General features: G+C 60.6%; 20 protein-coding genes, 1 tRNA gene and 1 riboswitch. Of the genes, 2 read left to right on the forward strand and 19 right to left on the reverse strand.

Annotated features, from left to right (window positions below):
- Positions 1-114 precede the first annotated feature (114 nt).
- A tRNA-Val gene (locus tag DW661_RS08700) sits at positions 115-190 on the forward strand.
- Between the two features lie 162 nt (positions 191-352).
- Here the strand turns inward: DW661_RS08700 and DW661_RS08705 are convergent.
- The 12 genes from DW661_RS08705 to DW661_RS08760 form a co-directional block, all read right to left on the reverse strand.
- Positions 353-1,636: an aminotransferase class III-fold pyridoxal phosphate-dependent enzyme gene (locus DW661_RS08705; RefSeq protein ID WP_117646043.1), complete on the reverse strand. Its 1,284-nt coding sequence runs from the start codon at positions 1,634-1,636 to the stop codon at positions 353-355.
- 68 nt (positions 1,637-1,704) lie between these two features.
- Positions 1,705-2,685, reverse strand: coding sequence for an acetylglutamate kinase (gene argB, locus DW661_RS08710; protein ID WP_117646041.1), 981 nt, complete (start codon positions 2,683-2,685; stop codon positions 1,705-1,707).
- 81 nt (positions 2,686-2,766) lie between these two features.
- Positions 2,767-4,035 carry a bifunctional glutamate N-acetyltransferase/amino-acid acetyltransferase ArgJ gene (gene argJ / locus DW661_RS08715; protein ID WP_117646039.1) on the reverse strand — a complete coding sequence of 423 codons (1,269 nt, stop codon included), beginning with the start codon at positions 4,033-4,035 and terminating at the stop codon, positions 2,767-2,769.
- 134 nt (positions 4,036-4,169) lie between these two features.
- Positions 4,170-5,240 (reverse strand): N-acetyl-gamma-glutamyl-phosphate reductase, encoded by a 1,071-nt coding sequence (argC, locus tag DW661_RS08720; protein ID WP_055252304.1) that lies wholly within the window; start codon positions 5,238-5,240, stop codon positions 4,170-4,172.
- Between the two features lie 257 nt (positions 5,241-5,497).
- Positions 5,498-5,908, reverse strand: coding sequence for a pyridoxamine 5'-phosphate oxidase family protein (locus tag DW661_RS08725; protein ID WP_055252303.1), 411 nt, complete (start codon positions 5,906-5,908; stop codon positions 5,498-5,500).
- A 51-nt stretch (positions 5,909-5,959) separates the two neighbouring features.
- Positions 5,960-6,406 carry a pyridoxamine 5'-phosphate oxidase family protein gene (locus DW661_RS08730; RefSeq protein ID WP_118935368.1) on the reverse strand — a complete coding sequence of 149 codons (447 nt, stop codon included), beginning with the start codon at positions 6,404-6,406 and terminating at the stop codon, positions 5,960-5,962.
- A gap of 30 nt (positions 6,407-6,436) precedes the next feature.
- The gene (locus DW661_RS08735; protein ID WP_117848004.1) at positions 6,437-7,237 is read right to left on the reverse strand and encodes an energy-coupling factor transporter transmembrane protein EcfT; all 801 of its coding nucleotides are present in this window, start codon (positions 7,235-7,237) and stop codon (positions 6,437-6,439) included.
- On the reverse strand, positions 7,237-9,141 hold the full coding sequence (locus DW661_RS08740) for an energy-coupling factor transporter ATPase (protein WP_117848002.1): 1,905 nt from the start codon (positions 9,139-9,141) through the stop codon (positions 7,237-7,239). Before DW661_RS08740 ends, DW661_RS08735 begins: the two co-directional genes overlap by 1 nt.
- Positions 9,138-9,728 (reverse strand): ECF transporter S component, encoded by a 591-nt coding sequence (locus tag DW661_RS08745; RefSeq protein ID WP_055252299.1) that lies wholly within the window; start codon positions 9,726-9,728, stop codon positions 9,138-9,140. Before DW661_RS08745 ends, DW661_RS08740 begins: the two co-directional genes overlap by 4 nt.
- Before the next feature lie 6 nt (positions 9,729-9,734).
- A riboswitch (FMN riboswitch) is annotated at positions 9,735-9,927 on the reverse strand.
- A gap of 369 nt (positions 9,928-10,296) precedes the next feature.
- The gene (gene groL, locus DW661_RS08750) at positions 10,297-11,934 is read right to left on the reverse strand and encodes a chaperonin GroEL (RefSeq protein ID WP_006234938.1); all 1,638 of its coding nucleotides are present in this window, start codon (positions 11,932-11,934) and stop codon (positions 10,297-10,299) included.
- A gap of 96 nt (positions 11,935-12,030) precedes the next feature.
- On the reverse strand, positions 12,031-12,324 hold the full coding sequence (gene groES / locus DW661_RS08755; RefSeq protein ID WP_022094351.1) for a co-chaperone GroES: 294 nt from the start codon (positions 12,322-12,324) through the stop codon (positions 12,031-12,033).
- A gap of 921 nt (positions 12,325-13,245) precedes the next feature.
- The gene (locus DW661_RS08760; RefSeq protein ID WP_233506162.1) at positions 13,246-14,883 is read right to left on the reverse strand and encodes an amidohydrolase; all 1,638 of its coding nucleotides are present in this window, start codon (positions 14,881-14,883) and stop codon (positions 13,246-13,248) included.
- Positions 14,884-15,051: 168 nt separating this feature from the next.
- Here DW661_RS08760 and DW661_RS08765 point away from each other — a divergent pair, with 168 nt between their 5' ends.
- The gene (locus DW661_RS08765) at positions 15,052-16,515 is read left to right on the forward strand and encodes a M20 family metallopeptidase (protein WP_117848000.1); all 1,464 of its coding nucleotides are present in this window, start codon (positions 15,052-15,054) and stop codon (positions 16,513-16,515) included.
- A 106-nt stretch (positions 16,516-16,621) separates the two neighbouring features.
- Here the strand turns inward: DW661_RS08765 and DW661_RS08770 are convergent, their stop codons facing one another.
- The 7 genes from DW661_RS08770 to DW661_RS08800 form a co-directional block, all read right to left on the reverse strand.
- Positions 16,622-17,119: a DUF2752 domain-containing protein gene (locus DW661_RS08770; protein WP_199573591.1), complete on the reverse strand. Its 498-nt coding sequence runs from the start codon at positions 17,117-17,119 to the stop codon at positions 16,622-16,624.
- Entirely contained in the window at positions 17,112-17,720 is a 609-nt protein-coding gene (locus DW661_RS08775) for a DUF4234 domain-containing protein (RefSeq protein WP_117770102.1), read from the reverse strand. Before DW661_RS08775 ends, DW661_RS08770 begins: the two co-directional genes overlap by 8 nt.
- 195 nt (positions 17,721-17,915) lie before the next feature.
- Positions 17,916-19,232, reverse strand: coding sequence for a zinc-ribbon domain-containing protein (locus tag DW661_RS08780; protein ID WP_117770101.1), 1,317 nt, complete (start codon positions 19,230-19,232; stop codon positions 17,916-17,918).
- 149 nt (positions 19,233-19,381) lie between these two features.
- Positions 19,382-20,404, reverse strand: a complete 1,023-nt coding sequence (locus DW661_RS08785; protein WP_118935369.1) for a YitT family protein — start codon at positions 20,402-20,404, stop codon at positions 19,382-19,384.
- 206 nt (positions 20,405-20,610) lie between these two features.
- Positions 20,611-21,126 carry an Asp23/Gls24 family envelope stress response protein gene (locus DW661_RS08790; RefSeq protein ID WP_055251999.1) on the reverse strand — a complete coding sequence of 172 codons (516 nt, stop codon included), beginning with the start codon at positions 21,124-21,126 and terminating at the stop codon, positions 20,611-20,613.
- A gap of 44 nt (positions 21,127-21,170) precedes the next feature.
- Entirely contained in the window at positions 21,171-21,548 is a 378-nt protein-coding gene (locus DW661_RS10385; protein WP_233503061.1) for a DUF2273 domain-containing protein, read from the reverse strand.
- Positions 21,541-22,086: a hypothetical protein gene (locus DW661_RS08800; protein WP_147356451.1), complete on the reverse strand. Its 546-nt coding sequence runs from the start codon at positions 22,084-22,086 to the stop codon at positions 21,541-21,543. The genes DW661_RS10385 and DW661_RS08800 overlap by 8 nt, the downstream gene beginning before the upstream one ends.
- Between the last annotated feature and the right edge of the window lie 53 nt (positions 22,087-22,139).

Raw genomic sequence — 22,139 nt, forward strand, 5'->3', positions numbered from 1 at the left:
CTGAGTCCTGAGGCTGTTGCAATGAAGATGAGAATCAAGGCCGAAGTCTCCGCTTAGATTTCGTTATGAATTAGCGGTGAACCCCGCAGGGTTTCCGCTATACTCAATTCCCGCGGGCGATTGGCGCAACGGTTAGCGCAGGTGCTTTACACGCACAAGGCTGGGGGTTCGAATCCCTCATCGCCCACCACTTGATTGAAAAGGCTCCCAGCGATGGGGGCCTTTCTTTTTTGCACACGGCCTATCCCAGCCATGGTAAATCGATAGCAAAACGGGTTCCAGTTCGCCCAATCGTGCGCCAAACGGCACGTGACAGTCTGGAACCCGCTTCAAACTGCTATGCCTGATGGCGCTAAGCTAAAACACCCGCCAGGATCTCGATCAGACCATCCACGTCGGCTTCCTCGCACACGAGCGGCGGCAGGAAGCGCAGTGTATGTGCACCTGTAGCGTTAATCACCGCACCAGCCACCAATGCGCGAGCCACAACGTCGTGCGCATCACCCGCAGCATCGTCCAAATCACAGCCGAGCATTAGGCCGCGACCACGCACCTCGGTAACATGCGGCAGCTTGGCGAGCCTTGCCTCCATATAGGCACCCACCTTGGCGGCATGGTCTGCGTAGTCACCGCGCACAAGCGCGGAGAGCGTCGCGGCACACGCCGCGATGGCCAAGCAGCTGCCGCCGAAGGTCGAACCATGGTCGCCGGGCTTAAAGATGTCAGCGATTTCCTTCTTTGCCACCACGGCACCCATGGGCACGCCGTCGGCGATGCCCTTGGCAAGACTCATGATATCGGGCTCCACACCATAAGTCTGGAAGGCGAACGGCTTGCCGGAGCGGAAAATACCACACTGGACCTCATCGGCGATAAGCACGGCACCCACCTCGTGTGCCAAGTCGCGCGCCGCAGCCATAAACTCCTCGGTCATGGGATGCACACCGCTTTCGCCCTGGATCGGCTCGAGCATCACAGCGCAAATCTCGCTTCCTAACTGCTTAAAAATTGCACGCAGTTCATCTACATCGTTGGGTGTGCATGCCACAAAGCCACCCGGCAGCGGGCGGAAACTATCCTGCAGCCAATCCTGCATGGTCGCGGCAATGGTCTCGAGCGTACGACCATGAAATCCGCCGCGCATACACACGATGGTGTTGCCACCGTTGCCGGCACGTTTGGCGTACAGACGCGCGAGCTTCATAGAGCCCTCGTTGGCCTCGGCACCGGAATTGGCAAAGAACGTCTCCCACACCTGTTCGCCCGCAGTCGGAGCGCCAAGCGCCGCCGCCGTGGTCTCGTCGCCAGCGGCAATCGCGTCGGCAAGCACGCGCGCACCGTCCGCATCGTCGTTGGCGAGCTTAGACAGCAACGCCGCGACCTGGCCGCGCTGCTCAATGTAGAAGTAGTTGGAGACATGCAGGAGCTTTTTGGCCTGGGCCTCGAGCGCCGAGAGCACCGCCGGATTGCCGTGGCCTAGGCTGCATACGCCAATACCTGCAAGAAAATCGAGATATTCGCGACCATCGTCGCCGGTGAGCTTCATGCCGTGACCCTCGACAAACTCGACCGGCGAGCGGCCAAAGGTTTGCATCACGTAGTGGGATTCGAGCGATTGTTGAGCTGCAAGTGACATGAGATGCCTTTCGTTAAGCGCCAGGTGGCGCGGACTGTGGGTGTAACGGTGTGACGATTTCTAACCAGCTAGACCGTCTGGAGCTTCTCGACCTCGTCGAGGTTTTCGGCCAGGCGCGCCGCAAAGGTCGAAAGCGGGTGCGGGTGCGTATCAAATTCGTAGGCCGTCTCGGTAGAGTGGATCACGGTGCCGACGCCGGCATCGGTCAGCAGCTCCAGGAGCAGCGAATGCGGCGTGGTACCGTTAATGATGTGAGCGCGAAATACGCCGCCGGTAAGTGCATCGACGGCCGCGCGCAGTTTGGGAATCATGCCCTTATCGACCTCGCCACCGTAGAGCATCTCATTAACCTCGTCGAGCGTTAGGTTGGAGATGAGCGAGTCTTTATCGCTAAAGTCCTTGTACAGGCCGTCGACGTCGGTCAAAAAGATTGCCTTGTGCGCGTGGAGCGCCGCCGCAACGGCACCGGCGGCGGTGTCGGCGTTGATATTGAAGAAGCCACCGTCCTCCCCCGCCGCGACGGTAGCGATGACGGGAATATACTCGCTATCGAGCAAGTTCTCGATGTAGTCGGTGTTGACGTGCGTCACTTTGCCCACGCGTCCGAGCTCGGGGTCGAGCGGCTCGGCGATGAGCGTGCCGGCGTCGCTGCCCGATACGCCCACGGCCAAGTTACCGTGGTGGTTGATTGCCGCCACCAGCTCTTGGTTAACCTTGCCGCCCAGCACCTCGCGCACGATATCCATGGTTGCCGGCGTGGTCACGCGCTGACCGTTCTTAAACTCGACGGGCATATCGTAATGGCTCAGCGCCTCGTTGATGGCTTTACCGCCGCCATGCACGATGACGGGGCGCATGCCGATAATCTTGAGCAAAACGATGTCGCTCATCACGTCGCAACGCAGTTGCTCGTCTACCATGGCGGCCCCGCCATACTTGATAACGACCGTCTTGCCGGTCAGGTTTTTAATCCACGGCAGCGCTTCGAACAGCAGCTGCGCAGTTGCTTCGTTGGATTCGCTCGAACGATAATCGCGTGCGAATTTCATAATCTGCCTCGTCTTTCGTATCGTTATCGCGCTGTGCTCCGCTGCCTGCAATCGCGGCGAGATGCGCAGCGTGCCTGGAGTCTAGGAGCGGTAGTCACCATTGATTGAGATGTACTCGTGCGTGAGGTCACAGGTCCACACGGTCGTTGCCGCGTCGCCTGCGCCCAGGTCGGCCGAAATCACGATCTCGGGCGCCTCAAAACGTCGCAGGGCCTCGTCCTCGTCAAAAGGAACAGTCAGGCCATCGCGGCAGACGGGCATGCCCATCATGTCGATGGAAACGTCTTCCTGATTAAACGTTACGCCGCACTTGCCGAGCGCCATGGCAACGCGACCCCAATTGCAGTCGTGGCCAGCGATGCAGGTCTTGACGAGCGGCGAGTTGGCGACGGCACGGGCGGCGATATCGGCTTCCTCGTCGTTGGCGGCGCCGGTGACGTTAACCGTCACGAGCTTTGACGCACCCTCGCCATCGGCCGCGATGTTACGCGCCAGGCTCTCGCACACCTCGTGCACGGCAAAGGCCAATTCGTCAAAGGCGTCAGTGCCCTCGACGATGCCCTCGGCATCCGCGGCGGCAGCGCCAGAAGCCAGCATGATACAGGTGTCGTTGGTCGAGGTATCGGAATCGACCGTCACTTTATTAAAGGTCTGTTTAACGGTCGAGAGCAGTAGGGTGTGGAGCGCCGCCGACTCGACGGGGGCATCGGTAGTAATGACCGCGATCATGGTGGCCATATTGGGCATGATCATGCCCGATCCCTTGCACATGCCGCCCACCGTATAAGCGTTGCCCACATGGCCCACAGCCTCACTGCGGTAGCGAACGGCATACTCCTTGGAATGCGTATCGGTCGTCATGATGGCACGGGCTGCATCGGCGCCGCCATGGGCAGAGAGTGCCTCGTAGGCGGACGGAATTGCCGTCTCAAACGTGTCGATCGGCAGAATCTGTCCGATCACGCCCGTGGAGGCAACTAAAATCTGTTGGGGTTCACAGCCAATGACCTGCGAGGCGATATTGCACGTCTCGCGCGCACAGGCAAGGCCGGTCTCGCCCGTGGCGGCGTTCGCGTTGCCAGAGTTGATTGAAACACCGGCGATGATGCCATAGCCCTTGTCCGTACCGCCCAGGTTGGCACGGCTCACCTGCACGGGCGCCGCACAAAAGCGGTTGGTCGTAAACACGCCGGCCCCGGGACAGGGTTTATCGGGCACAACGAGCGCGTAATCCAGGCGCTCGGGATTCTTGCGGAATCCGGCATGGATGCCCGCCGCCTTAAAGCCGGCTGCCGCCGTTACGCCGCCCTCTACGGCACGAATCTTGATATCGAACTGCTCAGCATTCATCGTCTTTACGACTCCTTATGTCAAACAAAAAATGGGCATCGGTTGGTGCGCCATGCCAGCCACAATCATGAGACCAGCTTAAAAGTGGCGCCAAACTCGATACCCGACTACCAAATCGTTAACAATCGAATGTGCTACACCGGGCACGCCACTGTAGGCAAGCCTCGTCGCTCGTCAAAGCCAAAGACGATATTGGCGCACTGGACTGCTTGGCCCGCAGCGCCCTTGCACAGATTGTCGATGGCGCCCGTCGCCACCAGCACGCCCGCGCGCTTGTTGAGCGCGAGGCCAATCTGGGCAGCGTTGGTGCCGACGACCGAAGCCGTCTTGGGCTGCTGGCCGGCATCGAGCACGCGCACAAAGGTGCGACCGGCGTAGAACTGCTTGTAATGGTCGACGACATCCTCAAGAGCCAGCGTGTCGAGAGCCTGCGGCGCGAGCGGCAGCGTCACCGTGGAGAGCAGACCGCGCTTGAGCGGTGCCAGGTGCGGGGTAAAGACGACGCGATCGGTCAGGCCAAGGATTTGCTCAATCTCGGGCGTGTGGCGATGCTTGCCCACGCCGTAGGCCTCCAAGTTCTCGTCGGCGCTGCAAAAATGGGTGCGGGCGTTGCAGGACTTACCGGCGCCCGTCACGCCGCTAATGGCATCGACAATCACGGGACCGTTCTCGGCCACCCAGCCCGCGCGCACGGCGGGCGCGGCGGCAAGGCTCGTTGCGGTGGGATAGCAACCGGCGCAGGCGACCAGCACGGGTTTGCCGTCGGCATGGTCGGATGCGGCGGTCTCCAAGTCCTGGCAGAACAGCTCGGGCAGACCGAAGGCACGGGTCTTGAGCAGCTCGGGGCTCGTATGCTCGGCGGCATACCAAGCCTCAAAAACGGACGCGTCGTTCAGACGGTAGTCGGCCGAAAGATCAAAGCAGGAGACGCCCGATGCAAGCAGCGCGGGCACCTGTGCCATGGCAGCCGTGTGCGGCACGGCCAAAAAGACCGCGTCGCAGTTCTTGAGCTCGGGGGCATCATGCGTCGTAAAGACAAGATCGCTTACGCCGGTGAAGCTCGGGTACACCGCAGACAACGGCTGGCCGGCATCGGCGTTGGACGTAATGGCAGCAAGTTCAAACTCGGGATGACCGAGGACGAGGCGAATGAGCTCGGCTCCGGCATATCCAGCCGCGCCGACGATTCCAACCTTCAAAGACATATCAGACTCCTTGTCTGCGATTTATGCACCGATGCGCATTTCGCAGCGGTCGTTATGAAGTGGGTTGAAACTTTAGCACCAAAAGATGCATGACTACGTAAATGGCTTGCATATTCATGCATTGAAACATTCCCGACACATTCGCTTGAAGGAATTGACAAATGGAGCGGGCCCCGTATTGACCGGCGCTCCTAACGGCGCCGGGCAATACGGGGCCCGCCCATGCGAAAACCAAGTTGTTAGGATGAGCCAGCTGGCTAGAGCTCGACCGGCACCCATTCGTCGTGATTGCAGATAAAAGCCTCGGGATCCTCGACGCTAAAGAAGACGAGCGTGGGGTCGTTAGGCCCCTCATAGTGCTCGCCCAGGTGCTCTAGATGCTTCCACCCGGCTTCGCGCATTTCGCCTAAAGCCCGGTCATCCAAGCCGGCACGCCCGCGCAAGATGAGCCAGCCATGGCCCGGCCACCAACTCGTGGCCTCAAAGCGCTGGTTTTGCAGCAGCTCTTGCCACACATCTTTGGTGCGCGCTGTTACAAACCACAGCTTGCCATCCTGGATCTGAGCAAACGAAAATGGACGTACATGTGGCTGCCCGTCCACGCTCGTCGCCAAGTACCACGCCGGCACCGACGTCAGATACTCCAAAACCGTATTCAATCCGTCCATGCGTCCTCCTGCCACTAGCCAATTTGGAACGGGTAGTTAATTTGAGACGCGCTAGAGCTCCAGATGCTCTTCGCTGCCGTCGATATCGCAGAAGCGGGCGGCAATGTTGCGGACCGAAAAGAAAGCAAGGCGGCCGTCGTTGGCGCTCTCGTGTTCCTCGCCGATGCCCACCATGTGCTTAAAACCCGCTTGACGCACCTTGTCGCTCGCAACTGCGTCGTCCTCAAGTGCGGCCTCGCCGGTCAACACGATCCAGCACTCCCCCGGCTTCCAGCCCGAGAGTTCAAACTTGGGATTCGCACTCAGCTCCGCCCACACATCCTTGTCGCGCGATGTGCAAAACCACAGCTTACCGTCATCGACCATGGCAAATGAAAACGGCCTCACGCGAGGCTGATACCCGTCGGCCACATCGGTCGTGGCCAGATACCACGCCGGAATGCGCCTGAGATACGAACAGGCGCGCTCAAGCTGAGCCGTGCGGTCGTTGTCGGTCATAGGGACCCCTTTCTTGCGCTCGAATCGCGCCTAAACAAGTTGAAGATTGATGACGATGACGCAGATGAGCAGCAACGCCGTCACCACCGCCGCCAACGCATCGCTGCGGCCAAATGCAAGCGCATGCAAACGTGCGCGGCCCTGCTCGCCATGATAGCAACGGGCATCCATGGCGGCCGAAAGCGTCTCGGCATGACGGAACACGCCCGTGAACAGCGGAATCGCCACACTGCCGAGCATACGCACGCCGCCGAGCGGACCGCACGTCACGCGCGCGCCGCGGCTTGCCTGCGCGTCCGCCGTCTGCTTCATCTCGGTGGCGAACTGCGGCATAAAGCGCAACGCGATACCCATGATCATGCCGAGCTCATGCGCAGGGAGCCCCACGCGCGCAAACGGTGCGAGCAGACGCTCAAAGCCCGCGGTGAGGTCGAGCGTGGGCGTGGTGAGCGTAATGGCGCTCATGCCGGCCATCATCAGGGTCAGGCGGCACGCCATAAAGGCGGCAGAACGCAGCGAGCCCTCGCTTATCTGCAGAAAGCAGAGCTGCCACAGGATGCGCCCGCTCTGGTCGGAAAACAGGTTGAGCACTGCGACCACCACGACAATCGCCAGCAATGGTGCCATCGATGATAGGACCCGGCGCAACGGCACCCGGGACACGGCATAGATCAGGACAACGAAGATTGCGACCGGGGCCAGTCCGCGGAAGCTGCTGACTGTGAGCGTCGTGATCAGAAACACAAAGCCCAAGAGCAACTTAGTTCGCGGGTCTAGGCGGTGGATCGCACTATCGCCGGGATAGTAGCTGCCAAACGAAAACGCCTCCATTAGCAGCCCTCCTCTCGCGCGACCGTCTTGGATTTAGCAATGTCCGCGACGTTAGAAGGACCGCCCGAGCGACCGATTAGCAGGTCCACCAACTCGTCTGCCAGCGACTCAACCGTATAGAGGCCGTCAAAGCGCAGCGGCACGCCTGCCTTCGCGAGCGCCAGCGCCATGCGCTGGGCGGCGGGAACACCCAAGCCGATTGATTTAAGCTCATCCGCATGCGCAAAAACCTGAGCGGGCGTTCCCTCGGCAAACACCGCGCCCTCGTTCATCACAACGATACGGTCACAACAATTTGCCAGGTCATCCATGCTGTGCGAAACCATGACAACGGTCAGGCCTTCGTCATGTAAACGGCCAATGAGCTCCAGGAAATCCCTGCGGGCAGCCGGATCGAGGCCTGCCATGGGCTCGTCGAGCGCCAGCACCTCAGGTTCCATGGCGAGCACGCCGGCAAACGCCACGCGACGCTGCTGGCCGCCCGAAAGCTCAAAGGGGCTCTTGTCGCCGACCGTGGAAAGATCGAGGCCCACGCGCGAGAGCGATGACTCGACACGACGGTCGACTTCATCTTGCGGCAAGCCAAGGTTGTGCGGACCAAACGCCACGTCCTGCGCCACGGTTTCGGCAAACAGCTGACGCTCAGGATACTGAAACACCACGCCGACCTTGGCCTTAACCGCAGCGGCGTCTTTCTTGTTTGATAGGTCGAGCCCCAGCGCGCAAATGCTTCCCTCCTGCGGACGGATCAGCCCGTTGAGATGCTGGACCAGAGTCGATTTACCCGAGCCGGTATGGCCTGCTAGCCCCAGGAACTCGCCGCGACGCACCGTCAGCGATACATCGCGCAGCGCCCACGGACTGCTGGGGTCGTTTCCCCAGAGAGCCTGTTTGCTCGATTTGCCCGCAGTGGCCGAGCGCTTATGCCAGCGGCGGCGCTCGCGCGGACTGAGCGAATAACTGTACGAAACATGGGATAGCTCTATGACGGGCTCCGACGCGTTGCCCTCGTTGTCTACCGGAACAGTGCCGTCAGCGATTTCCAACTGGGATGCGGAAGACTGCCCCGCGGTGCCTGCCCCACTTCGCTCGGCATAAGTCTGCGCAATCTCGGCGACCATATCCGCCTCACGTACCTGCGCGCAAACGGGCACGCCCTTCGCACGAAGTGTCCTACCTAAGCAGCACGACGCCGGCATATCCAGGTTGAGCTGAGCGAGTTCATTCGCCCGCGTCAGAATCTCCTCGGGCGTACCCAGCATGGCAACATGCCCCGCCCGAAACACCGCGACACGATCGGCCTCGGCGGCCTCTTCCATAAAGTGCGTAATCATCACGATGGTCATGCCGCGATCGTGCAACGCGCGGCAAGCCTTCATGAGGGCCTTGCGCCCACGCGGATCAAGCATCGAGGAAGCCTCGTCCAATATGAGCACGCGCGGTTCCATGGCAAGCACGCCGGCAAGCGCCACGCGCTGCTTTTGGCCGCCCGAAAGCGCATGGGTCTCGTGGTGCTCAAAGCCCACCAGGCCCACGCCCTTCAGCGCCTCGCGTACGCGCTGCGCAATTTGCGCCGATGGCACGCCTAGGTTTTCGGGACCAAACGCAATGTCATCTTCGACAAGCGTTGCCACCAGCTGGTCGTCGGGATTCTGGAATACCATGCCCGCGGTCGAACGAATGTCGTAGACCAGCTCGGGGTCGGACGCATCCATGCCGTTGATGCGTACCGTGCCCGCATCGGGCTGCAACAGCGCATTCAGATGCTTGGCAAACGTCGACTTGCCCGACCCATTGCCACCGAGGATGCAGAAAAACTCCCCGTCCTCGATGTTCAGATCGACGCCGTCGAGCGCCGGTGCGGCACCGTCATAACTAAAGGAAACGCCCCGACACTCAATCATGCGCGGCCTTTGACCTGGTCCTTTTTAGGCGTGATGAGGTTGGAAACCGCCTTGTACACCGCAAGCGTCAATACCGAGTTAAGCACGGTCTTGATAAGGTTGAACGGCAGCACGGCAGGAATCATGAGCGGGGCGATCACATCGACCGAGCCATACCAGAACCATACGCCAATGGTAAGGTTTGCGACCATAGACAACGCCGTAGCGGCAATAACGCCGAGCACCAGGCCAATCACGGCACCCTTATAGGTATGCATCTTCTGGTAGACGATAGCCGCGGGCAGAATGTAGCCCAGCGTGGCAACCAGATTCATAAGCGCGCCGACCCAGTCACCCGTAGTGAGCGCATGGATAACGATCGCCATGGCGGCAACAGCAGTACCGGCACCGGGGCCATACGCAAACCCGCACACCATCGCCGGCACCAGCGACGGGTCATACGTCAAAAACGGTGCCGAGGGAAGGATGGGCAGCTGCACATACATAAACAGCGCTCCCAAGGCGCACATCAACGCCATGGTAACGAGCTGTTTGGTGCTCCACCTATTCGTGTTCTCAAAATGGATATGCTGCGACTGTTCAGACATTAAGATCACCTGCCTCTTTCATCCGGACTCTAACCGTTGGCACTGGGATCTCACCAGTTCAGCCGGCATGCGAACCAACACACGCACGGGTCGCGGACTCATCGGCTCGGTCGCAGACGCCTCGCCTGCTCCACGGCGCCCCTTTGGCACCGCCCGATTTACCGCCAGTGGGGAATTCCACCCCGCCCTGAAACAGCAATTGCAAGTGTAGCACGAGGGAAGAGAGGTACAAGTACGCCAGGGGTAATTTCTGGCGAGGGCCAGTTGCCGCAACAACCACGTTCCCCACCCATCCCAAAGTAACGCGCCTTTCGCGCAAAGCGCGAAACAGCGAAGGGACACGTACTCCTATCGACCACGTCCTTCTACGCCCGCCGACCTCAAGGCCGTAAACGCAGGGAATCCGGGGGCGGGACGGGGACTTCTCTCCGGAATATTCCGCAGGACGCAAAGAGGCTCCGCAGCGCGAAGCGCGATGCGGAGCCTCTTTGCATGTCCGAGGACGTTCCGGAGAGAAGTCCCCGTCCCGCCCCCGGATTCCCGGTGGGAGTTCTAGACCTTGTCGGCCTTAGTACATACCGCCGCCCTGCTGACCAGCGGTGGCAGCAGCGATAGCGTCCTCAAGCTGAGTGTTCTTGGGCACATCGGAGACGGTGGCCTCGGTGATGAGAATCAGGCTGGCAACAGAAGCAGCGTTCTGCAGGGTGACGCGGCTGACCTTGACGGGGTCGAGGACGCCCATCTCGATCATGTCGCCCCACTCGCCGTTGGCAGAGTTGAGACCCTGGCCGGCGGGCAGCTCGGCAACCTTGTCGACCACGACGGCGCCCTCAAAGCCAGCGTTCTTGGCGATGGTAGCAACCGGAGCAGTCAGAGCCTTCTTGACGATGTCGACACCGATCTTCTCCTCGGGGTCGTCAATCTCGACAGCATCGAGCGCAGGAGCAGCGTCCATGAAGGCGACGCCGCCACCGGCGACGATACCCTCCTCGACAGCAGCGCGAGTAGCCTGCAGGGCGTCCTCGACGCGATGCTTGATCTCCTTGAGCTCGGACTCGGTAGCAGCGCCGACCTTGATGACGGCAACGCCACCGGAGAGCTTGGCCAGGCGCTCCTGGAGCTTCTCACGGTCGAAGTCAGAGGTGGTGTTCTCCATCTCACCCTTGATCTGAGCGATACGAGCGTCGATGGCCTCCTTGGAGCCAGCGCCGCCGACGACGACGGTATTGTCCTTGGAGATGGTGACGGACTTAGCGGTACCGAGCATATCGGCGGTGATGTCAGCGACCTTCACGCCCAGCTCGTCCAGGGCAGCCTGGCCGCCGGTGAGGACGGCGATGTCCTCGAGGATGCGCTTGCGGCGATCGCCGTAGCCCGGAGCCTTGACGGCGCAGACGTTGAGGGCGCCACGGATCTTGTTGAGAACCAGGGTAGGCAGAGCCTCGCCGTCGATGTCCTCAGCGATGATGAGCAGGCCACGGCCAGCGCGCTGGACAGCCTCGAGAACGGGCATAATGTCCTGAACGCTGGAGATCTTCTGGTCGGTGATGAGGATGTACGGATCCTTCATCACGGCCTCCATGCGGTCGTTATCCGTGACGAAGTAAGCGGAGACATAGCCCTTGTCGAACTGCATGCCCTCGACGGTGTCGATGGTGATGTCGAACGTCTGGGAATCCTCGACGGTGATGACGCCGTCCTTGCCCACGACCTCCATGGCCTCGGCGATCTTCTCGCCGACCTCGGGGTCACCGGCGGAGATGGTACCGACGGAAGCGATCTGCTCCTTGGTCTCGACCGGCTTGGCCTGCTTCTTCATCTCGGCGACGGCGGCGTTAACGGCCTTGTCGATGCCGCGACGGATGGCCAGCGGGTTGGCGCCAGCGGCGACGTTGCGCAGACCGTCGTTGACGATGGCCTGGGCGAGCAGAGTTGCGGTGGTGGTGCCGTCACCCACGGTGTCGTTGGTCTTGGTGGCAACCTCCTTCACCAGCTGAGCGCCCATGTTCTCGATGTTGTCCTCGAGCTCGATCTCCTTGGCGACGGAAACGCCGTCGTTGGTGATGGTCGGGGCACCGAACGTGCGCTGCAGCGCAACGTAGCGACCCTTGGGGCCCATGGTGACGGTAACGGCGTCGGCCAAAGTGTTGACGCCCTTGGCAAGCTTAGCGCGGGCATCGGTGTTGAACGTAATGTTCTTTGCCATGGTAGGTAATCCTCCAAAAGAAATGTGACTCGCGTCGCCGCTTCCGAGTCCTGTGCGGCGGGCGCGTTCAAAGACGAATCAGAGATTCTGACGAGACTAGGCCTCGACGACGGCGTAGATGTCGTCGGCGCGCATCAGCAGATACTTCTCGCCGTCGACCTTGACCTCGTTGCCACCGAACTTACCGTAGATGACAACGTCACCGACCTTGACGTCCATGGGGATGCGCTCACCCTTGTCGTTGACCTTGCCGGCGCCAACGGCAACGATGGTGCCACGCTGCGGCTTCTCCTGAGCGTTGCTGGCGATATACAGACCAGAAGCGGTCTTCTGCTCGGCCTCGTCGGGCTTGACCAGAACACGATCTGCAAGCGGCTTCAAAGACGACATGCTTGTCTCCTCCTTTTTGGGCCGCGCGGTTATACCACGCGAATTAACCCTTTTTGTTTGCGTACGCGTTGAATGGTACCCACGAATGGCGGGTTATACAACACAGAGTCAAAAAATCTTATTTTTTGGCACTTAGATTTTCTGAATGCCGGGGGATAACTTAGCAGTGGCTCCCGTGTGGCTCCGGAGGGGCGGGGCATAAGGTTTCCTGCTCGGGCAGTCCTGCTCGCACGAAGGCCACATTAAGTGGCCTTCGGCTCGTGCGGAACTCGCGATAAACCTTATGCCCCGCCCCTCCGGAGCCACACGGGAGGCAGGTTAACTAATTCGAGCCCGGCATTCAGAAAAGTCAGTGCAGCAAAAAGGCGATGCGGATAGCGACATGGGCATGGTTTTCGTTGCGAGCACGGGTCCCCTGGGGAGCACCGTGCATTTTTGGGAGTTTTCAGCAGGCCGGGACAAATGCATACGCACCGGGCGCATCTAATTAGTCCCACGGTAGCCTTCGACCGGCGATTTGGGTCGGCAGACAGGCCTCGTCGAGACAAACAAGCATGCCTCGCGCCACGTCGGACCCCAAAATGACGTCGATCTCCGCAATGCTACCCGACTGCAGCGGCACCGGCAGAGCTCGCGGTGCTGAATACTCCGTTTTTTGCACGGCACGGGCGGGGGTACATCAGGATCAGGAAGAATATCCCAGCCTTTTTATGCAATCTGTAATGGGAAGTATGCAAAACACCAAGAGGCAGCATTGCTGATGTCCAAATTGAGCGCGCAGGGCAGCGGCGCATCCGCCCTGCGCCCAAATCCATCAGAGCGGGGACGCTCCTAACAAATCCCCACCGGCAAACAAACGCGACTCGAGCGCTATCCCAAAATAGGCTGTCCGAGCCGCGCTTAACGGTACGGCATGAATACTTAGCGCTCGTAAATCAAGTTACCTGCCAGGTAGGTGGCCTGAACTTTTGTGGCCTGGAGGTCTTGGGGGTCAACGGTGAGCGGGTTTTGGTCCAGGACTACCAGATCGGCGTATTTGCCGAGTTCCAGGCTGCCGAGGTTTTGCTCGTCGCCTGCCGCGTAGGCGCTGCCCAGGGTGTAGTTGCGCAGGGCTGTTGCCGCATCGATGCGCTCGCTCGGCAGCCAGCCGCCCTCGGGCCAGTGGCTTTTGGGGTCCTGGCGCGTGATAGCCGTGTAGAGCACGTTCATGCTGGTAACAGCTGTGATGGGGCTGTCGGTACCGAAGGCTTGGCGAATGCCGCGCTGCTTATAGGTTGCGAACGGCCACATGATGCGGCTGCGCTCCAAGCCCAGGTCGCGCTCCGGACCACCCGGGTCGAGCGTGATATGGCAGGGCTGGCTCGAGGCAACCACGTCGAGCTTGCGCAGGCGGTCGATGTCCTCGGGCAAGAGGTTCTCCAGATGCTCAAGCGTGTTATGACCGTGCTGGGGCAGGCCGTACAGGTCGGCCGCTTCCTCGAAGATATCCAGCGCGGCATGAATCGCACCGTCACCAATGACGTGGATGCGCACGGTGTGACCGCGCTCCGCGGCCGCCAGAACCAGTTTGCGCATGCGCTCAGCCGGAACCGTCAGACGGCCCTGGTCGCCCGGGAAGCGCGGATTGGTATAGGGCTCGGTGAGATATGCCGTGTGTTCGCTCGACACGCCATCGAAGAACTGCTTAAAACCAGGCGCCGAGAGCAGCGCGTTGTTCGCGTAGCGGGTCTGCAGTTCTTCTAAGCGCGATTGGTCATCCAGCAGTGTGGGGAATAGATGGGCTCGGATGCCCAGTTTGCCGGCTGCCTGCAGTTTGTCGTAGACGTCGTCGCGGATAAAATCGCAGCCCGGCATGGGCATGAGCGACATATCGCAGATCGAGGTGATGCCCTGCTCGGCCATACGCTTCATCTGGTCGGCGTAAGCGCTCGCGATGCGGTCCTCGCCCAGCCACTCCAGGCAGCGCGGTAGCAGCTGCATGGCAGCCGCCTCGTGAGCAATGCCCGTGAGCTCGCCGTTTGCATCCTTGTCGTAGCTGCCGCCCGCTGGCGGCTCGCTGTCGCGTGTGACGCCGAGCGCCTCGAGTGCGCGGCTGTTGAGCCAAAGCGTATGCCCGTCGCCCGAATACATAACGCAGGGACGATCGGGGAATGCCGCATCGAGCGACGCCTTGGTAGGATGCTCGGGCGGGTCCCAACGGTAGTCGCGCCAGCCCTGCGTCACAACCCAAGCGTCATCGGGCAGGTCCTGGGAAAACTCGAGCGCATGTTGCACCAGCGCCGCCTCGGACGTGCCCATATCCATAAGCATGTACGGCGAGGAACCGACCGAGGTATGGAAGAAGTGCAGATGAGCGTCATGGAAACCGGGGCAGACAAACTGCTCGCCGTAGTCGATAACCGACGTGGCGGCGGGAGCGGCGGCGATCACGTCATCGGGCGCACCGACTGCGACGATACGGTCGCCTGCGATGGCAATCGCCAGCTCGCGGGCGGTATCGATGCCGTCTTGCGCGGTAAAGACGTTCTTGGAGCGGATAATCCGATCGATATGTTGCATGGGCATCCCCATCTCTGGCAGGAAATTCAACACCCCCGAGTGTACTCCCCCGCCCTTGTAACAAAACCCCAAGCGGCAAACGGCAACTTTACCAGCCCTAGCGGCAGGTGGCATACTGGAGAGAGCCTGTACGATTTTGCGATCAACCCAGCAAGGAGCAAATCGACCATGACGAAGACCAAGGCACAGCAGATTATGGCGGCGACCGAGGCTCGCGCGGCTGACGACGTCACCGCAGCCATCAAAGATATCGCTACCGAGTTTGAACCCTATATCATCAAGCAGCGCCGGCACTTCCATAAGCACCCGGAGCTGAGCCTTGCCGAGGAGCGCACGACCTCCGACATCGCCAACCAGCTCGACGCCATGAATATCCCCTATGAGCGTCCCCTTAAGACGGGTCTGGTGGCGACCCTTCGCGGCACCGCGCCCGATGCCTACCGCGAGGACGGCACGCCGCGCCGCCGCATCCTGCTGCGTGCGGATATCGACGCCCTGCCCGTCACCGAGCAGACCGGCGAGGAATTTGCCAGCGTCAACGAGGGCTGCATGCACGCCTGCGGCCACGACTGCCACATCGCCATGATGCTCGGCACGCTGCAGATTCTGCGCCATATGACCGACGACATCCACGGCGAGGTCCGCATCGTCTTCCAGCCCAGCGAGGAAAACGGCCAGGGCGCCAAGCTCATGATCGGCACGGGTGTGCTCGACGGCGTCGATGGCGCCTACGCCGCGCACATCTGGAGTGAGGTCGACGCCGGCACCGTGAGCTGCGAGCCCGGCCCGCGCATGGCCAATACCGACTGGTTCCGCATCGACGTCCGCGGCACCTCATGCCACGGCGCCATGCCCCAGCGCGGCCACGACGCCGTTATGGTTGCCGCCGAGATCGTCAACGCTCTGCAGACCATCGTCTCGCGCGAGATCAGCCCCTATGAGCCGGCTGTCATCACCGTCGGCGAGCTGCACGGCGGCACCGCGCGCAACGTTATCGCCGGCACGGCCTACCTTGCCGGCACGGTGCGCACCTACGGAGATTCGACCCACGAGGAAATGCCGGAGCTTATGCGCCGCATCGTGGAGCATACCGCGGCCGCCTTGGGCGCCGAGGCAGAGCTCACCGACTACACCATCGCCAACTACAAGGTCGAAAACGACGCCGCCTCGAGCGAGCGCTGCCGTCAGGCTGTAATCAAGTGCCTGGGCCCCACCGGTCAAGGCCATTACCGTGGCACGCTTTCGGGCGAGGATTTTTCGGAGTACCTGCGCCGCGTGCCGGGCGTGCTCGCCTTTGTAGGTACGCGCAACCCCAAGATTGGTGCCACGTACGCCCAACATTCCTGCTTCTACAAGATCGACGAGACCGTGCTGGCAAAGGGCTCCATGGTGGCCGCCCAGTATGCTATCGACTTTTTGGCCGAGCCCACGCAAGAGGAGCTCGACGGCCCCACGATCGCCGCGGTTGCCGAGACCAACCCCGACTTGGCCGCCAAGCTGCGCTCTGCCAAGGCAACAGCCGCTGAGGCGCGCGACGCCATGCACGATGCTCGCACCGCTCGCCATGCTGCAATCAAGGGCATCCACGATGCGCGGGCTGCCGCTCGCCACGAGGAGAAGCGCGACGAGTAGCCATCACGCCCACCCATAACAACCTGGCTAGAGCAAAGCGGGGGCGAACGTTATCTCAACGTTCGCCCCCGCTTATGTGTCGACCGCTTTTCTAGCGCGTCCTCCGTCACGACAGGAAAGAGCGAAGGATGGTGAGCCAGCGTGGGGGTTCGAGGTGGATGATGTCGTCGGGGACTCCGGCGGGCGCATGGCCGCCAAAGAGTAGGCCGGCATCTACCGGATTGATGAGGCGCACGATCCATACGGCGATGACCAGCATGCACAACACGGTGACTGCAATGTCGACACCACGCTTTAGTTTGCTCGATGCCACCTCCTCGCGCACGAACGCGAGCACAAACGCAATCGGCACCACCCAAAACAGCGGATGGTAGGCAAAGGCCGCCGCAAAATCGAGACGCAGCGCCGCCAGCCACGCCCTCGTCATGCCGCATCCCGGACAAGGAGCGCCCGTCATCATTCGAAAAATGCAGCCGATATCGAGCAGGTAGAGCGCGAGCCAGGCAACAAAGAGCGCGCCGGTGCAAAAAAGGGCGCGGCGAAGGAGCTCTGCCGTGCCCCTATGTCCCTGGGAGCTGTTCACGCCGCCCTTATTGTTAGGCACGAGCGCCAAGGCGAGTGTTGTAAGCCGTTGCCATGGCATTGGTATTATTGATGATGATGTTCATAGCGAAGATGGGACCAAGGCCGCACAGGAGCGCGCCGAAGATCTGCCACAGAAGAACGGTGGTGCCGTTTTCCTGGAACACCAGGCCGTAGCGAGGAGCGTTGGCCTGCAGGCGGTTGCCAATCTTGTAATACCAGTAGTACGCGTAGAAGCCGCAGGTCACAAACGATAGAAGGATGAATTCCGCCAGACCCGGCGTGTAATCGCCGTCATCCTGACACAACGTGTTGACGTCGCGTGCCAAGCAATACAGGAAGTAGAACGAATAGATACCGCAGGTCACAAGAGAGAGCAGCAGCCAGCCGATCAGGCTGCGGTCAGCCTTAATGGGGCCATAGCCCATCGGAGCGGATGCGGACTGTTGGGCGTATTGACCGGTGTACTGCTGCTGAGGCTGGGGCACGGGCTGAATAGCCTGGGCCGGAGCGGGCTGGGGCTGCGGGGCCGGAGCGGCAGAAGCGGCACCAACGGCGGATCCGCAAACAGGGCAGAATTTGGCATCATCCGAAATGGGAGAACCACAAGTGGGACAGAACATGAGCCTCTCCTTTTCCTAAGGCGTCGCACGCCTTCAAACCTTACACGTCTACGTTCTCAACAATAGCCGCGACGTTGTTGCGCAACATTGACCAATTTCCGAGAAATTTTGCTGCAACCGTTTTCCCAGGCATTTTCTTGCTTTCGCAGTAGAAAAAGGCACCCCGGGCTCAGTTGCCCAGGGCGCCTCGACCGGCTATTCGGTTTGATTGTTTTCGGCAGCAGGATTATCGCCCGGCTCATCCGCCGGCGTGGCAACGGCATCCCAATCGGGCTCCGCAGGCGTCGCCTCGGACGCCGGTGCGGGGACAGGAGCAGGTGCCGGGGCAGGGGCAGGCGCGGGTGCCGGGGCAGGTGCAGGCGCGGGTGCCGGGGCAGGCGCAGCACCAGTGGCTGCCGTGGGATTGAATCCCGCAGGAGCAGGCTTCTTCTCACCCGGGAGCACAAAAGTCAAAACGTCGTCCTTGTCCTCATCGGCCCATTCGCTTGCATAACGTGCAGCCCAATAGCCAACGGCACGGTGCTTGAGCATCTTGCCAAAGACCGTAAGGAACACCGTGACGAATGCAATCAGCACCAGGAACAATACGAGCGTGACACCACCGGCGGTAACAATCGCCTCGATACCCGTGGGGCGATAGTAATAGCCGTACGCGCCAATTCCGGCGATGGCACCAAAGACAGCTGTCAAGATCCACGTAATGGCGTTGGAAACCAGGCCCGTCAAAAACTCGGGAAGGAACGAAGCGCAGAACAGCTTGGTCTTGTTGTGCTTAAACGCCGCCCAGACCTTGTCGAGCGAAAACGCGCTCTCAACGCGCCCGGTCACCGCAAAGTGCATCACGGCAATGTCGGCGAACATCTTAAAGAAGACCCCCAAGACTGCCGTGGCAATCATAGCCAGGACAAGCAGGCCGAGCGAACCGAACAGCGCAGCCTCGAGCGCATAGGAGCCATAGTAGGAGTACGAGCCTGCGGCACCAAGCGCCACGCCCTCCACCAGCGAAAGCACTACACCGATAACGGGAATGGCAGCGATAACCTCGAGCACGACCGAAATAACGCTCGAAAAGACTCCGAGACCAAACGACGTGGAACGCATCAGCGGACGATCCATGCCGTCATCGATCTTAAGCGACAGATCGCGACCCCACTCGATGCCAAAGCCGGAACCGCACACGCTCGCAATGCAAGCTGCCAAAAAGCCGATGGCAGCCGCAATGCCGCCAATAACGGGAATAAACAACACGAGCACCGACACAACGCAAATCAGCGCCGGCAAAAACGCGATTTGGCATACACGCTGAAGCACGCCCGGGGTCTTGGTCATATCCTGGAACGCCTGAACCACACAGCCCTTTGGCGCATTCGCCACGGGCGGTTGCGGAACAAACTGCTGGGGCTGAGGCTGTCCCTGGGGAGCGGGGCCAGCGGCACCGGCATTAGGAGCACCACACACGCCGCAGAACTTGTCGTTATCGCCCATGGGGGCGCCACACTGCGAGCAGAACATAGAATCATCCCTTCGTATCTAGAGCGAATCACCTGGATCGCAAACGATGTCTTTGGCATCATTATCACCCAATGTGAGTTCAAATACTCTTAGATGACGTATTTGCAACGCGCGAGGCGCTTTTCGATTGTTTGATGAATGCGTTCGCGCTAGTTCGTGCCGCGGAAACCCTTGCCGACGATCTCGGAACTGTCGACAATCGTGATAAAGGCACCCGGATCGACCTCGCGCGCATAGCGGCGCAGTTGCACGGCCTCGCGACGGCTCAGCACGCTCATGATCACCGTCACGCACTTGCCCGAGAAGGCACCGTAGCCGCGACTAATGGTCGCCGTACGGTTGAGATGCTTGACGATAAACTCCTCGACCTTAAGGGGCTCGGAACAAATGACCGTGCAGACCTTACGAAGGTGAATGCTCTCGATGGCTTTGTCGACCACAAGCGTCTTGGCAAACAGGCCGAGCACGCAATACAGACCGACACGCGGGCCGTACAAGAAGGCCGCGATGGCCACGATGCCGATATCGACCAGCAGCAGGGCGCGGCCAATCTCGAGCGTCGTGCGGCGCTTGAGGATCATGGCAAGAATGTCCGTGCCACCCGTCGAGGCGCCGATATCAAAGACGATGGCGCTGCCGAGCGCCGGCAGAATCACGGCAAAACACAGGTCGAGCCACATATCGCCCGTCATCGAGACACTGGTCGGGATAAAGAGCTCGAAAAGCGAAACATAGGCGGACAGCGCAAACGAGGCGAAGACGCTCCACAGGATTGCCTTGCGCTCCAAAAAGATAAAGCCCAAAACGACGAGAACCGCGTTGATAATCCACATAAAGACGCCGACGGGCAGGGTCGGGAACAGCGTGGACAGAATAACCGACACGCCCGAGGTGCCGCCAAAAGCAAAGTGATTAGGGGTTTTAAACGCAACGATGGCAAAGGCCGTAAGAATCAGACCCAAATTGAGCTCGGCAAAAAAGCGCGGAAAGCCCGGCTCCTGACTGCGCTTGCGACCAGCGCGCTCGCCCCGCTCGATAACATCGCGATCGACCACGCGCTCCATCGGCACTACGGGAGGACGATGCACCTCCTCGGCAGCACGCGACGCCGCCTCTGCCGCAGCGGCCTCAATCGCCCATGCCTTGCTTTCTGTTTCGTGCTCGTCGGCCATTACGGCAACCCCTCGTTAACAATTTGGAAACAATGCGCCCATTAGAGTAACGCGGAACGTGGGGATTGCAACCCTTAGTTAGACGAGCGGTATGACTATATCGGGAGCGTACAAAAACGGCCGGCCACGCTTTTGCTTGCGCGGTCGGCCGTTTAATGTTTTCGCAGATAAAACCTGCCAAAACAAACCTGTCCCTTTTTGGAAGGTTATTCGTGCTGGCTGGTGCGGTGCTCGTACTCCTCGGGGGTGATGACATCCTCGATGCGCAGGTTGACGCCCGCCACCTCAAGGCCAGTCATCGCGGCAAGGCGCTCGGTGACACGTGCCTTAACATCGTCGAAGATCGCGGGCGCATAGGCGCCGTACTCGATGATGACGGAGATGTTGACGACCACGCGATTATCGTCGGTGACCTCGACCGTCACGCCCTTGGTCAGATTCTCGGCACCAAACTGCTCCTGCACAAAGTGCATGAGGTTACCCTTCATGCCCAGAACGTGCGGAACCTCGCGGGTGGCCATGGCAACGATCTTCTCGATCACGCCGTTGGAATAGGTCAGCGAGTCCTCGGACTCATCCGCTTCCTCGTCGTCCTCATCCGTATCGGACTCGGCCTCGACGAGAGCCTCATCCTCGAGCGTCACATCCTCAGCTTCGGCGACGACCGCCTCGTTCTCCTCGAGCTCGGTATCGGCTACATCGACCTTCGTATTAAAAGCCATGGTTCCTCCTTATGCCTGCCGCGGATGCGACAGTCGAATACATATTAGCGGCCGCTAAACAGACGGCCGAAGAAGTTGACGATCCCGTTCTCGCCGTCGCGAATTTGGCCGATCACAGCGCCGATCAGCACGAAGAATGCAATGACGAGCGTGTCCCACAGGCCCAACGTGAGCACCAACACGGCGAGGATAAAGCCGGCGACGGCGCCGAGCGTGGTGTTGGGATGACGCACAGCATAGCTCCAGACGGCAGCGCCCGTACCCTTGATGAGACCCATAGCCTCGTCAAAATCCGCGGCTGCCGCGTCTTGTAACTCGGTTGCCTCTGCTTTGGAATCAACAGGTTCGCTCGCCGACGTGGCGCTCTGGTCAATCGTCAGGCGCGGCGTACGAGCGGTCTTATCTTGATTGGTATCACTCACCGGAAACCTCCACGGTCTGGACGGTAGTCTTGGACGGCAAAAAACGGACGCGCGCGGTCGTACCCGGCGCGCCGAGCATGGTATCGCAGGCTTCTTCGATGCGCTGCTGCATCGCGGTAGCCAGAGATGCCACGTCCTTATCGTCAAGCGCGATAGCCTCGACCTTAAAACGGACGTGCGAATCGTCGGGGCCTTGGACGCGAGCCTCGACATGCTCGACCATCACGCGGTCGTCGCGCTCGGCAGCAGCCCTGGCACACGAAGAAAGCGCCGCGAGCGTGACCTCGATATTGCGCTCCCCCGCCGGATGCACGCAGGACGGCTCGCGACGAGCAAACATCAGGCGGAAGAAGCTTACCAGTACGCCGATCGCCACAACTCCGCCGCATGCCGTCACGACGATGCGCGGCATGGGGTCGCGCATCAGCAACATAAAGCGATACGTATACGGCCCCCAAAACTGGCAGACAAGCGTACCCAGCGCCACGATGGTGGCGGCAAGATACACGATCGCTAGGGCTCGTTTAAGTACGCGCACGCGGCGCTCCCTTCAAATCTCGGCTCTCGAAATGCAAAACGGTTCGCATCATT

The sequence above is a fragment of the Collinsella sp. AM24-1 genome (assembly GCF_003470325.1).
Classification (GTDB): domain Bacteria; phylum Actinomycetota; class Coriobacteriia; order Coriobacteriales; family Coriobacteriaceae; genus Collinsella.

Coding starts and splice junctions, on each gene's coding strand:
- argB (WP_117646041.1), bottom strand. CDS start 2,685: ATGAAATTCGCACGCGATTATCGTTCGAGCGAATCCAACGAAGCAACT.
- DW661_RS08735 (WP_117848004.1), bottom strand. CDS start 7,237: ATGGAGGCGTTTTCGTTTGGCAGCTACTATCCCGGCGATAGTGCGATC.
- DW661_RS08725 (WP_055252303.1), bottom strand. CDS start 5,908: ATGGACGGATTGAATACGGTTTTGGAGTATCTGACGTCGGTGCCGGCG.
- DW661_RS08790 (WP_055251999.1), bottom strand. CDS start 21,126: ATGGCTTTTAATACGAAGGTCGATGTAGCCGATACCGAGCTCGAGGAG.
- groES (WP_022094351.1), bottom strand. CDS start 12,324: ATGTCGTCTTTGAAGCCGCTTGCAGATCGTGTTCTGGTCAAGCCCGAC.
- groL (WP_006234938.1), bottom strand. CDS start 11,934: ATGGCAAAGAACATTACGTTCAACACCGATGCCCGCGCTAAGCTTGCC.
- DW661_RS08775 (WP_117770102.1), bottom strand. CDS start 17,720: ATGTTCTGTCCCACTTGTGGTTCTCCCATTTCGGATGATGCCAAATTC.
- DW661_RS08780 (WP_117770101.1), bottom strand. CDS start 19,232: ATGTTCTGCTCGCAGTGTGGCGCCCCCATGGGCGATAACGACAAGTTC.
- DW661_RS08740 (WP_117848002.1), bottom strand. CDS start 9,141: ATGATTGAGTGTCGGGGCGTTTCCTTTAGTTATGACGGTGCCGCACCG.
- DW661_RS08745 (WP_055252299.1), bottom strand. CDS start 9,728: ATGTCTGAACAGTCGCAGCATATCCATTTTGAGAACACGAATAGGTGG.
- DW661_RS08760 (WP_233506162.1), bottom strand. CDS start 14,883: ATGCAACATATCGATCGGATTATCCGCTCCAAGAACGTCTTTACCGCG.
- DW661_RS08765 (WP_117848000.1), top strand. CDS start 15,052: ATGACGAAGACCAAGGCACAGCAGATTATGGCGGCGACCGAGGCTCGC.
- argJ (WP_117646039.1), bottom strand. CDS start 4,035: ATGAATGCTGAGCAGTTCGATATCAAGATTCGTGCCGTAGAGGGCGGC.
- DW661_RS08705 (WP_117646043.1), bottom strand. CDS start 1,636: ATGTCACTTGCAGCTCAACAATCGCTCGAATCCCACTACGTGATGCAA.
- argC (WP_055252304.1), bottom strand. CDS start 5,240: ATGTCTTTGAAGGTTGGAATCGTCGGCGCGGCTGGATATGCCGGAGCC.
- DW661_RS08785 (WP_118935369.1), bottom strand. CDS start 20,404: ATGGCCGACGAGCACGAAACAGAAAGCAAGGCATGGGCGATTGAGGCC.
- DW661_RS08730 (WP_118935368.1), bottom strand. CDS start 6,406: ATGACCGACAACGACCGCACGGCTCAGCTTGAGCGCGCCTGTTCGTAT.